We start from the raw sequence: 13896 nt of genomic DNA, 5'->3' as shown, positions 1-13896 counted from the left end.
TAGATTATTATGACAGAAAACTTAACAAAAGCAACCTTTTTAGAAAAGGTTTTTAATTACGAAAAAAATAAAGAGTGGAAGTTTGAAGGAAAAAGACCTGCATTAATAGATTTTTATGCAGATTGGTGTGGCCCTTGTAAAATGCTAGCGCCAATTTTAGAACAGCTTTCAGAAGAATATGGAGACAAAATTGACATTTATAAAATAGATACAGAAGCAGAACAAGAATTGTCTGCTGCATTTGGTATTAGAAGTATACCATCTATGTTGTTTTGTCCTGCAGAAGGAGATCCGCAAATGGCAAATGGAGCTTTACCTAAAGCAGAACTAGAACGTATTATTGCGGATGTTTTAAAGGTGACAAAATAATTATTTTGTCATTCCCTTGAAAAAGGGAATCCTTATTATATTGAGTTAAAAAATCCTGAGAAGAATAATCTCAGGATTTTTTAAGAATTAATACATAAGAATTTTATGCATAAAAAAATTATGCATATATTTGTTTTATGGGAAATCAGAAATTATACAAAGGTTCTTTGCAAACCATTATTTTAAAATTATTAGAAACTAATACTAAAATGTATGGCTATGAAATTACTCAAAAAGTAAAAGAACTCACCAAAGGAGAATTAAAAATTACTGAAGGTGCCTTGTATCCTGCATTGCATAAATTAGAAGCAGATGGTTTGTTAGATGTAGAAGTTGCAAAAGTTGGAAATCGTCTTAGAAAATATTACAAACTTACCGAAAGTGGCACTAAAGAAACCGCTAATAAATTAGAAGAAATGCAAGAATTTTTAAAAACGATGCAGCATTTGGTAGACCCTAAATTTAGTTTGGAGTAAGATGGAAAACACACTAACCCAAAATCAAATACAAGAACTCTACAAGTTTACCAGAAAACATTATGTAGAACATTATGATGTACAAACAGAATTGGTAGATCATTTAGCCAACGATATAGAACAAATTTGGCAGGCACAGCCTGATTTATCATTTATTGAAGCTCGTAATAAATCTTTTAAAAAATTTGGTGTTTTTGGTTTTATGAATGTTGTAGAAGCTAAGCAAAAACAGATGAGTAAAAAGTATGTTAACATATTATGGAGATTTGCCAAAGAATGGTTTGAGCTCCCAAAAATTATTTTAACAATTGGAATCTTTTATTTATTCTATTATCTTATACAATATCCTTTTGGTAACTATCTAATATTTACGCTATTTTTTATAACCGCTATTTTTGCTTTTTTTAAATTAGTACAACTTCAAAAAAAGATAAAAAGAAAAGAAAAAAAATGGATGTTAGAAGATCTTTTATTTAATCAAGGAGGAGCAAATTCTGCAATTATTGCTACCTATCCTTTTCATTCATTCAACTTTAATTTTACAGGAGATTATAAAACAATTTTAATGAGTCTTTTTTTAATGGCGATTTGTATTTTGTTATATGTTTCTTTAGAAGTTATCCCAAAAAAAGCAGAAGAATTATTACAAGAAACTTACCCAGAATATAAAATCTCTTAAAAATTGTAACAATTTCTATTTATAAACTACTTATTACCAATCAAACTAATTAACCAAATATGATTTCACACTTTTTAAAACTAGAATGGAAACAATATTTCCGTTCTTCTCATTGGCAAAAAGGAATTGCTTTAAAAATAATTATGGGCTTTTTTGTCTTGTATTTTATTGTTTCTTTTTTAGCCATTGGTGTAGGTGGCTATTACATTTTAAAGAAAGAATTTCCAGAATCAGACCCATTGCAATTGGTAAACTCTTATTTGTTGTTTGCTATTTTTGGCGATTTAATTTTTAGGTATTTAATGCAAAAATTACCCGTAATGAACATAAAACCATTACTGATTTTACCCATACCAAAAAACAAATTGGTACATTATGTTTTAGGAAAATCGGCTTTTTCTATCTTTAATTTTTTAAGCTTGTTTTTTTACATTCCGTTTGCAATTGTTTTAATTACAGAAGGCTACAATACAACAGGAGTTCTAGGTTGGTTATTTGCAATGATTTTAATCATTCAATCTGCCAATTTTCTTAATTTTTTAATCAATAAAAATAACAAAGCACTCATTTTTTTAGCCACTCTTTTATTGGGTTTAATTGGGTTGCAAAAGTATACTACTCTAGATGTTGTTGGCTTTGGAGGAGCTTTTTTTGATGCCATTTACGCAAATCCCGTTTATTCTTTACTAGGCATTGTTGTTTTAGCGGTTTTATATGGGTTAAACTATAAACAATTACGCAACTTAGTGTATTTAGATGAAGCAGTTGCCACCAAAATAAAAGAAGCAAATTCGGCAGATTTATCTTGGGCAGATAAGTTAGGAGATGTGGCTCCGTTTATAAAGAACGACATCCGTTTAATTTGGAGAAACAAAAGAACCAAAACCGTTTTTTTAATGTCTTTCTTATTTCTTTTTTATGGATTGATTTTCTTTACAATGGATGCCTATAAAGACAAATTACCTTGGTTAATGTTTGCATCGTTATTTGTAACAGGGGGTTTTGCATTAAACTACGGACAGTTTATCCCAGCTTGGGATAGTGCACATTACAAAATGTTAATGAGCCAAAGTTTTAGATATCGTAAATTTTTAGAATCTAAATGGTTTTTAATGGTTGCAATGACAACAATTTTGTACTTCTTAAGTTTTCCATATTTATATTTTGGAACCAAAATTTTCTTAATGATTACGGCTGGCGCCATTTTTAATATTGGCTTTAATTCACTTTTTTTATTGTATGCAGGCTCGTTTAACAGAAAACGAATCGATTTAACAAAAGGAGGTTTTGGTAACACACAAGGTACAAGCGCAACACAGTTTTTAATTATTATTCCATTAATGTTGTTTCCAATGTTATTATTTTGGGTTTTCGACAAATTTGTAGGATATAATTCAGGATTTATAGCAGTTACTTTAGTGGGTATTTTAGGATTGGTTTTTAAAAATTATTTTATGAAATTCATCGAAAAAAAATACATAAAAGACAAATATGTTATGATAAACGCTTTTGGTAAAGAAGCATAAAACAACACAAACTTTAAAGAAAAAAACAATGATTACAATCAATAATATTTCAAAAAAATACGGAAAAGCAGAAGTTTTAAATGTTGAAAATATCAAGATTCCTACAGGACAAAGTTTTGGTTTGGTAGGTAATAACGGTGCAGGAAAAACAACATTGTTCAATATTTTATTAGATTTAATTGGACCAACTACAGGTGCAATTACCAATAATGATATTGTTGTAAATACAAGCGAAGATTGGAAAAATTTTACAGGGTCTTTTATTGATGAATCTTTTTTAATAGGCTATTTAACACCCGAAGAATATTTCGATTTTATAGGCGATTTACGCGGAATGAATAAGGCTGATGTAACATCGTTTTTATCGCAATTTGATGAATTTTTTAATGGAGAAATTCTAGGAAAGAAAAAATACTTAAGAGATTTAAGCAAAGGAAATCAGAAAAAAGCAGGAATTATTGCTGCATTAATGGGCAATCCACAAGTAATAATTTTAGACGAACCTTTTGCAAATTTAGATCCAACAACACAAATCAGATTAAAATCTATTATAAAAACGTTAACAGAAAATAGAGAAATTACCGTTTTAATTTCTAGCCATGATTTAACACACGTAACAGAAGTTTGCGAACGTATTGTTGTTTTAGACAAAGGAAATGTAGTAAAAGATATAGCAACATCTGCAGAAACTTTAAAAGAATTAGAAAGCTATTTTTCTGTATAGCTCTACTATTCTTAATTTATTACTATTTTTACGCTCTTATTTATACTATTTTTTTAATAAAGTAGTTGTAAATAAGAGTTTTTTAGTTTCTTAGCTTAGTTAAAAATAGTTTAATCAATATTTATTTGTGTGAAATACACTAAAAAAATAGCATTCATTCTTTCAGTATTTGCAATACTTTATTCTTGTAGCACAAAAAAAGACACTGTTATCAGTAGAAATTGGCATTCATTAAACACAAAATACAATGTGCTTTTTAATGGTAAAGAAGCCTTTAAAAAAGGTGTAAAAGGAATTAATGATAGATATAAAGACGATTGGTTTGCTCAATTACCAATAGAACCCATAAAGTTTGAAGAAGATAAAGTTACTATTCCGCAATATAATTCTGGTATTGGTTCTGGGTTTGATGATGGAAATGAAGTGCAAAAAGCATCTACTCCTTTTGGCAAAGCCGAAGAAAAAGCGGTAAAAGCCATTCAAAAACACGGAATGAATATTAATGGTATAGAGCGCAATAATCAAATTGATGATGCGTATTTATTACTAGGTAAAGCTCGTTATTACGAACAACGTTTTATTCCGGCAATAGAAGCCTTTAACTATATAATTGCAAGTTATCCGTATGCAAGTTTAATTAGCGAAACTAAAATTTGGAGAGCCAAAGCCAACATCAGAATAGATAATGAAGAATTGGCAATAGAATCTTTAAAATTATTGTTAGAAATAAGAAAAGGACAAGAAGAAAATTTGCCTGATAAAATTAAAGAACAAGCGCACACAGCTTTGGCAATGGCGTATGTAAAAACAGACAGCCTACAAAAAGTAAAAGAACATTTATTAAAAGCCACAAGAACCCTAAATAACAAAGAACAAGGAGCAAGAAACTTATTTATTTTAGGACAAATTTACAGCGCAGAAAACAAAAAAGATTCTGCTGTTTTGGTGTTTGATAAAATCATCAACTTTAAAAAATCGCCTTATAAATACAAAATTCATGCGAATATAGAAGTTGCAAAAAACACCACCAAAGATTCATCTAAAGTTGCCTTGTTAGACAGAATGTATGAGTTGATAGAAAACAGAGATAATAAAAAATATTTAGACGAATTGTATTATCAAACAGGCGTTTTACACGAAGATAATGACAGTATTCAATTAGCAATTAAGGCTTACAATAAATCGTTAAAATCTGCTGGTAGCAACAAACAAAAAACATTTACTTACGAGAAATTAGGAAACCTGCATTTTAAGAATTCAAAATATTTGGTGGCAAATTCTTATTATGATAGTGTTTTAAAAGTTTCTACAGACACTTTAAATTTAAGGTTTAGAAGAATTAAAAGAAAGCATAAAAACTTAGCATCATTAATTACCTACGAAAATTTAATTTCTAAGAACGATAGCATTCTTAAAATTGCTTCAATGTCTAAAGAAGCCCAAGAAAACTATTTTCAAAAATATATAGATAATTTAAAAAAGAAAGATGAAGAAGCTGCACAATTACGATTAAATCAGCAAGCATTTGGTGGTTCTTTTGGTGGTAGTTCTTTACAATCTAGGAATAAAGGAAAATGGTATTTCTATAATTCGCAATCTTTGAATTTTGGTAAAACAGAATTCGCAAAAATTTGGGGAAACAGAAAATTGGCTGATGATTGGAGATGGTCATCAAAAATAAAAATAGGGAATGCAAAAGATGCTGCGCAAATCAACAAAAAAAGTTCGCGTTACGATTTGGCGAGCTATATAAAAACAATTCCTACAAATAAAAAAGTGATTGATACTTTAAAGTTAGACAGAAATCAGGCTTTATACGAATTAGGATTGATTTACAAAGAACAGTTTAAAGACACAAAATTAGCCATAGAAAGGTTAGAAAGAGTAAAAAATTTACATCCGAAGAAAGAATTAATTTTACCCATAAATTGGCATTTATATCAAATTTATAAAAACCAAAAGAATACTTCTAAGGCAGAAATTCATAAGAATATCATTTTAAATAGGTATCCAAAAACTAAGTTTGCTCAAATCATAAAAAATCCAAACGCAGTTATAGAAGAAGATGTAGCTGTTAGCGAAATTGAAAAAACATATAAAGAAACGTATTATTTATACAAAGAAAATAAGTTTGAAGAAACCGTAAAAAAGATTGATGAAATTTTACCTAAAATTCAGAATTCAAAAATAATTGCTAAATTTGAACTCTTAAAAGCTTATGCAATAGGTAAATACAAAGATAAAGACAGTTATAAAGCTGCCTTAGAATTTGTTATTGTAAACTATGGAAACACAGAAGAAGGAAAGAAAGCAAAAGCAATAATAAAACAATTAAGTAAGTAAAATGTTTAGTAATAAAGATAAAAATTCTCAAAAACCTAAAACTATGGAAAGAAATGTTGTAGCTAAAAACACAACCATTGTTGGCGATATTAAATCTGATGGAGATTTTAGAATTGATGGCACTTTAGACGGAACATTAATTACAAACGGTAGAGTAATTATTGGCGTAGATGGTTTTATAAAAGGAAAAGTAGAAGCTACAAATGCAGACATAGAGGGTAAGTTTTCGGGAGAATTATTTGTGTCTAACATACTCACCATAAAAACAACTGCAGATATTTCTGGTGATGTTGTAATTGGTAAACTATCTATAGAACCAGGAGCATCATTCAACGCAACGTGTGCTATGAAAGGCGCAATAAAAGAATTGAATTCTAGCAATGAGCAAAAAAGAATCCCAGAAAAAACCGCTTAATAAAGCATTACAACTCTCAGGAGCAGGTTTGCAAATGGGGTTAACAATTTATTTAGGTTTTTTGTTAGGAGAATGGTTAGATAAGAAGTTTGAAACTACTTTTTTAACAGAAACCGTAACGTTGTTTGCTATATTTTTAGCAATGTATTCATTAATAAAACAAGCCAATAGAATTAATGATTAAAAATATTCTTGTTTTTTCAGTCGTTTTCTTTTTTTTATTTATTTTAAGCTTTTCTCTTCATCAATTTTATTTAGAAAATCAACAATTAACAGTTCCTTTTTCTTTAAAAAAAGTATACCTTTTTCACCTTTGTTTTTCGCTATTAATATGTATTAATTTTTCGCTATTTTCTAGTGTTGATAAAATTTTTGAACAGCTAGGTTTTATCTATTTAGGTACCATCGTTTTTAAGTTGGTACTTTTCTGCTTAATCTTTTATAAATCAATCTTTACAGAAGAAAACTTATCTTATGTAGCAAGAACATCTTTGTTTATTCCAATGTTTATATTTTTATTAACAGAAGCTGTTTTTGTCGCTAAAATTTTAAAGAAAAAGTAATAATAAAAAATAGCTTTAAAAAAGGTTTGTGGTTTTGATTTATTGCCTATCTTTGCGCGGAATTTAGAAAGCGTATTTTAACAATGAAGATTGCACAAAAAACAATCAAGTTTCTTTTAATAGCAGCAATAACCCTCTTTACTTCAGTCGGTTTTGCATCAGAATCTGATAAAAAACACGACAATCAAAATGATGGCGGTCGCGTAAATACGAAAGAAGAAGTAGAAGCATATATTCTACATCACATAAAAGATTCTCACGATTTTTCTTTATTTTCATATACAAATGATGCTGGAGAAAGAAAACACATTGGTTTTCCGTTACCAATAATTATTTGGACAAGCAAAGGTTTAGTAACTTTTATGTCTTCAGAATTTCATCACAATGACGATGGTCACGTAATTGTAGAAAAGAAAGGATTAAAATTTGCTAAAATTCACTCTAAAATATACGAATTAGACAAAGGAGCTGCATCAGTTTCTTTTGATGAAACTCATCACGCAACAAATGCACACAAAGTTTTAGATTTTTCTATAACAAAAAGTGTTGTTGGTATTCTTTTAATTGGCTTGTTATTATTATTTTGGTTTTCTAGATTGGCAAAACAATATAAAACAAAACAAGTTCCTACAGGTTTTGCAAGAGTTTTAGAGCCTTTAGTAATCTATGTTAGAGACGAAATTGCAAAACCAAATATTGGTGAAAAACATTATAGAAGATTTACAGGATATTTATTAACTGTATTTTTCTTTATCTGGGTATTAAATTTAGCAGGTTTAACTCCACTTGGATTTAATGTTACAGGTCAGTTAGCAGTTACAGGATGTTTAGCAATTTTTACATTAGTAATTTACACAGTAAGTGGCAATAAGGATTACTGGATGCATATGATTTGGATGCCAGGAGTTCCTGTTTTAATTAGACCAGTTTTAGCAATTATAGAATTGGCTGGAGCATTGTTAATTAAACCATTTTCATTATTAGTACGTTTGTTCGCAAACATATCAGCAGGTCATATTGTGGTAATGAGCTTAATTGCAATTATGTTCACATTAAAAGAATCTTTAGGGGTTGTAGGTGCAACAGGGTTGTCTTTGGTATTATCATTTTTTATAACATTAATTGAGGTTTTAGTAGCTTTTTTACAAGCGTATATCTTTACAATGCTTTCAGCATTATTTATTGGTATGGCAGTAGCAGAGCCTGAGCATCATTAATACAAATTTGTTTAATTTAATATAAATACATTTATTATGTACAATTTAATTGGAGCAGGATTAATCGTAATCGGAGCAGGAATTGGATTAGGTCAAATTGGTGGAAAAGCAATGGAAGGAATTGCTCGTCAACCAGAAGCGACAGGAAAAATTCAAACAGCAATGATTATTATCGCTGCATTATTAGAAGGTTTAGCATTTGGTGCATTATTCTTAGGAAAATAATCCAATCAAAAACAAAAAATAGCTTTCTGTAACGGTTGGTTACAGAAGCTATTTTTAAATTAAACAATCAAAAAACAAAAAAATAATTAGTTAATAGAATGGAAACTTTATTAAACGATTTTTCACCAGGGTTATTTGTAGTTTCGTTAATTTTATTATTAGCGTTAATAGCTTTAATGGTAAAATTTGCATGGAAACCAATTTTAAATTCTTTAGAAGAAAGAGAGTCTGGTATAGAAGACGCTTTAGCAGCAGCAGAAAACGCTCGTAAAGAAATGCAAAACTTGCAAGCAGATAATGAAAGACTTGTAAAAGAAGCAAGAGCAGAGCGTGATGCAATGATGAAAGAAGCAAGAGACATTAAAGATAAAATGATAGCCGACGCTAAAGAACATGCTAAAGAAGTTACAGCAGGTTTAATAGAAAAAGCACAAGCCGCTATTGTTCAAGAAAAACAAGCAGCTTTGGCAGAATTAAAAAAGAACGTTGCAGAATTATCTATTGATATCGCAGAATCAGTAATTAAAAAAGAATTATCTTCTAAGAAAGAACAACTAGAATTAGTTGAAGGAATCTTAAAAGACGTTACTTTAAACTAAGCAAAGTATGAAAGACGCAAGAGCTGCATTACGTTATGCAAAAGCAATTTTAAATCTTGCTAAAGATTCTAAATTAGAAACAAAAGTAAATGACGATATGTTATTTATTGATGATACAATTTCTAATAATAACGAATTTGAAGTAATGTTAAGAAGCCCTATTGTAAAAGCCGAAGATAAAATAAAAGTCTTAAACGCTTTATTTGACGGTAAAGTAAACAATATAACTCTTGGCTTATTTCATTTATTACAAGATAATAAAAGAATAGCAATGCTGTCTTCTATTGCTAAACAATATGCAATCATTTATGATTTTGATAAGCATACCCAAGAAGCAAAAGTAACTACGGCTGTTCCTTTAACCGAAAAAGTAGAAAAAGAAGTTTTAGCTAAAATTGTAGCCTTAACAGGAGAAAAAGCAAATTTAGTAAACGAGGTAAATCCAAATATTTTAGGAGGATTTGTTTTACGTGTAGGAGACGTGCAATATGATGCAAGTATCTCTAATTATTTAAACGAATTGAAAAAGGAATTTGACAATAGTCATTACATTCCAAAAATATAATAATAGCTTTTAGCCTTTAGCCTTTAGCCTTTAGCTAATAGCCAAAAGCCAAAAGCCAATAGCAATTATAAAATGGCAAGTATTAAACCAGCTGAAGTATCAGCAATTTTAAAACAACAGTTAACAAATTTTGAAGCAAAAGCTACTTTAAATGAAGTAGGAACTGTGTTACAAGTAGGAGACGGAATTGCTCGTGTTTACGGTCTTTCTAACGTTCAATATGGTGAATTAGTAGAATTCGAAAACGGATTAGAAGGTATCGTATTAAACTTAGAAGAAGATAATGCAGGTGTTGTATTATTAGGAGCTTCTACCTCTATTAAAGAAGGTTCTACAGTAAAACGTACAGAACGTATTGCTTCTTTAAGAGCAGGTGAAGGAATTGTAGGTAGAGTTGTAGATACATTAGGAAACCCAATTGATGGTAAAGGGCCAATTACAGGTAAAACTTATGAAATGCCTTTAGAGCGTAGAGCTCCTGGGGTTATTTATAGAGAGCCAGTAACAGAACCATTACAAACTGGTATTAAATCTATTGATGCAATGATTCCTGTAGGTAGAGGTCAACGTGAGTTAATCATTGGAGACCGTCAAACTGGTAAATCTACTGTTGCCATTGATACTATCTTAAATCAAAAAGAATTTTACGATGCTGGTGAGCCAGTATATTGTATATATGTAGCTATTGGTCAAAAAGCTTCTACAGTTGCAGCTATTGCTAATATGTTAGAAGAAAGAGGGGCTTTAGCATACACAACTATTGTTGCTGCAAATGCATCAGATCCTGCAGCAATGCAAGTATATGCACCGTTTGCTGGAGCTGCCATTGGAGAGTATTTTAGAGATTCAGGTAGACCAGCTTTAATTATTTATGATGATTTATCTAAACAAGCTGTTGCCTACCGTGAGATTTCTTTATTATTAAGAAGACCTCCAGGACGTGAGGCATATCCTGGTGATGTATTTTACTTACACTCTAGATTATTAGAACGTGCTGCAAAAGTGATTAATGATGATAAAATTGCAAGTGAAATGAACGATTTACCAGATTCTTTAAAAGGAATTGTAAAAGGTGGAGGTTCTTTAACTGCATTACCAATTATTGAAACACAAGCAGGAGACGTATCAGCATATATTCCAACAAACGTAATTTCGATTACAGATGGTCAAATTTTCTTAGATGGAGATTTATTCAACTCTGGTGTACGTCCAGCAATTAACGTAGGTATTTCTGTATCTCGTGTTGGTGGTAATGCTCAGATTAAATCAATGAAAAAAGTAGCAGGTACTTTAAAATTAGATCAAGCTCAGTTTCGTGAATTAGAAGCATTTGCTAAATTTGGTTCTGATTTAGATGCTGCTACTATGAGTGTAATTTCTAAAGGACAACGTAATGTTGAAATTTTAAAGCAAGCACAAAACGATCCTTTTGCAGTAGAAGATCAAGTAGCAATTATCTATGCTGGTTCTAAAAACTTATTAAAAGATGTTCCTGTTAACCAAGTTAAGAAATTCGAGAAAGATTATATCGATTACTTAAACGCAAAACATAGAGATACATTAGATGTTTTAAAATCAGGTAAATTAACAGATGAGGCAATTGCAGTTTTAGAAGCAGCAGCAGCAGAGATAACTAAGCATTTTGCTTAATTAGACTTTAGTTTTTAGAGGTTAACAGTTAAACTAACAGCTAAAAACTAATAACTAAAAACTAAGAAATGGCAAACTTAAAAGAAATTCGTAATAGAATTACCTCTATTAAATCGACTATGCAGATTACCTCTGCTATGAAAATGGTATCTGCAGCAAAGTTGAAAAAAGCGCAAGATGCAATTACGGCAATGAGACCTTATTCATCTAAACTTACAGAATTGCTACAAAATCTAAGTGCAACTTTAGATAGTGATACAGGAGGAGCGTATTCAACGCAAAGAGAGGTTTCTAAAGTTTTATTAGTAGTAGTAACCTCTAACAGAGGTTTGTGTGGTGGTTTTAACTCATCAATCTGTAAAGAAGTTATTAAAACAATAAAAGAAAAATATAGTAATGTTGAGGTAGATTTATTTGCTATTGGTAAAAAAGGAGCAGATGTTTTAGCTAAAGATTACAATGTTGTAGCTACTAGAAATGATATTTATGATGATTTAACTTTTGATAATGTAGCTGCTATTGCAGAAAAGTTAATGAATTTATATTCAGAAGGAACTTATGATAAAATTGAATTGGTATACAATCAGTTTAAAAATGCGGCAACTCAAATACCGCAAGTAGAGCAATTTTTACCAATTAAACCTATTGAAGGTTCAGAAACAACTGCAGTAAATTCTGATTATATTTTTGAGCCATCTAAAATAGAAATTGTAGAAGCTTTAATACCTAAGTCATTAAAAACACAATTATACAAAGGTATAAGAGATAGTTTTGCTTCTGAACATGGTGCACGTATGACAGCAATGCACAAAGCAACAGACAATGCAACTGAGCTAAGAGACGAGTTATTATTAACGTACAACAAAGCACGTCAAGCAGCAATTACTAACGAAATCTTAGAAATTGTTGGTGGAGCAGAAGCTTTGAACAATTAGACGAAGCATAAGCGAAGTCAAATTACACAAAAGAGTAGAAGCTTTGAACAATTACGTTTCACATTTCTTCTTTTTACATAAACTAATAAAAGATAGAGCTTATCAAAATTTGATAAGCTCTTTTTTTATATCTTGGCATATACTTTGAAGTCTATTAAGCAAAATTTTTAAAAATGAAGACAATGAAATTTTTATCTATACTCGCAATGATTTTTAGTTTTTCACAATGTGGAAGCGTAAAGTTTGACAAAAACCCGCCTTTTGCTATAGAAGCTGCAACGTATACAAATTGGGTTGGAGGTCAACCAGGTGTTAGAGGTGTAAAAGTTGAGATTGTTTTATCACAAAAATCGAATATCTTATTCAGTTCTTTGTTTTATGGTAATATGGAAACCAAGTTAGAAAAAGTAGAAACGAATGGCAAAACCATATTATTAGGACATTTTAATACATCTACCAAGCAAGATATAATACTAGATGCCGATGCTACAAAAGAGTTAAAAAATAAACCACCAAAAGAAACAACATTTCCTTTCGAATTAAAAAATGACGAAGCTGTTATTAGTTATCATATAAAAAACAAGGCACATTATTTTAAATTAAAATCCTTAAAGGAAGTAAAACAAAAGATTACAAAGTATTAAACTGCTGATAATCAAAATGAAAACCACTCACAAATCGCTACCTTCTGGACACAAATATATTTTTTATCTTTTGGGATAAAAAATGCAGACCAGACATTTTAAATAATTAAAAGATAAGCGATTGTTGAATAGGGGAAATTCTATTTTGAATCGCTTATTTTCTTCTAGTGTACATTCAATTCGACAATTAGCACAAAATGATTCAGAAGCAAAAAAGCTATGTATTGTTTTTTACAGAACGACAATGTTAGTGAGAATGATATTATCTTGAATATGTCATCAAGTTGTATCAATACTGTTGGGAGTAAATCGGTTCTTTGTATTTAGGACACTAGTGAAATTAATCTATATAATCACAACAACAGGATACCGAAAGATGGTCGTATTGGTACAACTAATTCCGAGTTTTGTGGTTGATTCACAAACATTAATGCCTTATGGATTTTCTGATGTTAAAGAATGGAATAGATTACACGAAAAGCCTACAAAAGATAAGAGTCATAAAAAGAAACTACTTTCTATTGAGCAAAGAGAATCCTACAAATGGATAGAAGATCACTCAAGAGTAAACAAGTTCTTTGCTGTGCACAAGAAATAATCATTGTTTAAGATAGAGAAGGAGATATTTATGAGCAATTTTGTGTTGTTCCCGATTCTAAGACGCATCTTTTAATAAGAGCAAAGTCAAATAGAATTCTTTACGGAAAGACTAAGCTTTTTGACTATCTCTCAAGCCAAGCACAACAAGGTAGTTATCAAGTGGAACTTGAAGGGGATAAAAGAAGAAATATTAAAAAAAGAATTGTCACAGTAGCAGTTCGCTTTGCTAAAGTAACCATAAAGGCTAATCAATACACTTCTAAAAATCTTCCTAAAAGCGTCACTTTTTATGCTATTGAAGCTAAAGAAATTGGTCATAATATTGAAAGCCCAATAGATTGGATACTTACTACCAAAACGGTGGAT

The 13896-nt window shown here is 30.1% G+C and carries 18 protein-coding genes; all 18 read left to right on the top strand.

The features are described 5' to 3' along the window. Window positions 1-9 precede the first annotated feature (9 nt). Window positions 10-369, top strand: a complete 360-nt coding sequence (trxA, locus tag ACY2RX_RS11295; protein WP_490104092.1) for a thioredoxin — start codon at window positions 10-12, stop codon at window positions 367-369. A 137-nt stretch (window positions 370-506) separates the two neighbouring features. Then, window positions 507-845 carry a PadR family transcriptional regulator gene (locus ACY2RX_RS11290; RefSeq protein ID WP_490104091.1) on the top strand — a complete coding sequence of 113 codons (339 nt, stop codon included), beginning with the start codon at window positions 507-509 and terminating at the stop codon, window positions 843-845. Window position 846: 1 nt separating this feature from the next. After that, window positions 847-1524, top strand: a complete 678-nt coding sequence (locus ACY2RX_RS11285; protein WP_490104090.1) for a hypothetical protein — start codon at window positions 847-849, stop codon at window positions 1522-1524. A gap of 59 nt (window positions 1525-1583) precedes the next feature. After that, window positions 1584-3050, top strand: coding sequence for a DUF5687 family protein (locus ACY2RX_RS11280; RefSeq protein WP_490104089.1), 1467 nt, complete (start codon window positions 1584-1586; stop codon window positions 3048-3050). Window positions 3051-3078: 28 nt separating this feature from the next. Then, window positions 3079-3774: an ABC transporter ATP-binding protein gene (locus tag ACY2RX_RS11275; RefSeq protein ID WP_490104088.1), complete on the top strand. Its 696-nt coding sequence runs from the start codon at window positions 3079-3081 to the stop codon at window positions 3772-3774. 129 nt (window positions 3775-3903) lie between these two features. After that, window positions 3904-6117 (top strand): type IX secretion system periplasmic lipoprotein PorW/SprE, encoded by a 2214-nt coding sequence (gene porW / locus ACY2RX_RS11270; protein WP_490104087.1) that lies wholly within the window; start codon window positions 3904-3906, stop codon window positions 6115-6117. A gap of 1 nt (window position 6118) precedes the next feature. Then, window positions 6119-6532, top strand: a complete 414-nt coding sequence (locus ACY2RX_RS11265) for a bactofilin family protein (protein ID WP_490104086.1) — start codon at window positions 6119-6121, stop codon at window positions 6530-6532. After that, a complete protein-coding gene (locus tag ACY2RX_RS11260) occupies window positions 6498-6716 on the top strand; it encodes an AtpZ/AtpI family protein (protein ID WP_490104085.1) in 219 nt (72 codons plus the stop codon). Before ACY2RX_RS11265 ends, ACY2RX_RS11260 begins: the two co-directional genes overlap by 35 nt. After that, the gene (locus ACY2RX_RS11255; protein WP_490104084.1) at window positions 6709-7095 is read left to right on the top strand and encodes a DUF6168 family protein; all 387 of its coding nucleotides are present in this window, start codon (window positions 6709-6711) and stop codon (window positions 7093-7095) included. The genes ACY2RX_RS11260 and ACY2RX_RS11255 overlap by 8 nt, the downstream gene beginning before the upstream one ends. A gap of 83 nt (window positions 7096-7178) precedes the next feature. Next, window positions 7179-8312, top strand: coding sequence for a F0F1 ATP synthase subunit A (gene atpB, locus ACY2RX_RS11250; protein ID WP_490104083.1), 1134 nt, complete (start codon window positions 7179-7181; stop codon window positions 8310-8312). A 36-nt stretch (window positions 8313-8348) separates the two neighbouring features. Continuing rightward, window positions 8349-8537 carry an ATP synthase F0 subunit C gene (atpE, locus tag ACY2RX_RS11245; RefSeq protein ID WP_013993139.1) on the top strand — a complete coding sequence of 63 codons (189 nt, stop codon included), beginning with the start codon at window positions 8349-8351 and terminating at the stop codon, window positions 8535-8537. 98 nt (window positions 8538-8635) lie between these two features. Next, window positions 8636-9136 (top strand): F0F1 ATP synthase subunit B, encoded by a 501-nt coding sequence (locus ACY2RX_RS11240; protein WP_490104082.1) that lies wholly within the window; start codon window positions 8636-8638, stop codon window positions 9134-9136. A gap of 7 nt (window positions 9137-9143) precedes the next feature. Beyond that, a complete protein-coding gene (atpH, locus tag ACY2RX_RS11235; RefSeq protein WP_490104081.1) occupies window positions 9144-9701 on the top strand; it encodes an ATP synthase F1 subunit delta in 558 nt (185 codons plus the stop codon). Between the two features lie 72 nt (window positions 9702-9773). Continuing rightward, window positions 9774-11351: a F0F1 ATP synthase subunit alpha gene (atpA, locus tag ACY2RX_RS11230; RefSeq protein ID WP_490104080.1), complete on the top strand. Its 1578-nt coding sequence runs from the start codon at window positions 9774-9776 to the stop codon at window positions 11349-11351. Window positions 11352-11419: 68 nt separating this feature from the next. Further along, entirely contained in the window at window positions 11420-12286 is an 867-nt protein-coding gene (atpG, locus tag ACY2RX_RS11225; protein ID WP_490104079.1) for an ATP synthase F1 subunit gamma, read from the top strand. Between the two features lie 182 nt (window positions 12287-12468). Next, window positions 12469-12930 (top strand): hypothetical protein, encoded by a 462-nt coding sequence (locus ACY2RX_RS11220; protein ID WP_490104078.1) that lies wholly within the window; start codon window positions 12469-12471, stop codon window positions 12928-12930. Window positions 12931-13306: 376 nt separating this feature from the next. Continuing rightward, window positions 13307-13528, top strand: coding sequence for a hypothetical protein (locus ACY2RX_RS11215; RefSeq protein ID WP_490104077.1), 222 nt, complete (start codon window positions 13307-13309; stop codon window positions 13526-13528). A gap of 161 nt (window positions 13529-13689) precedes the next feature. Then, the coding region (locus tag ACY2RX_RS11210) for a hypothetical protein (protein ID WP_490104076.1) at window positions 13690-13896 on the top strand (207 nt) is incomplete at its 3' end.

This window comes from Polaribacter sp. 2405UD43-2, assembly GCF_058147125.1.
Note: the sequence above shows the minus strand (reverse complement) of the source record. Positions and strands in the feature narration are given on the sequence as shown.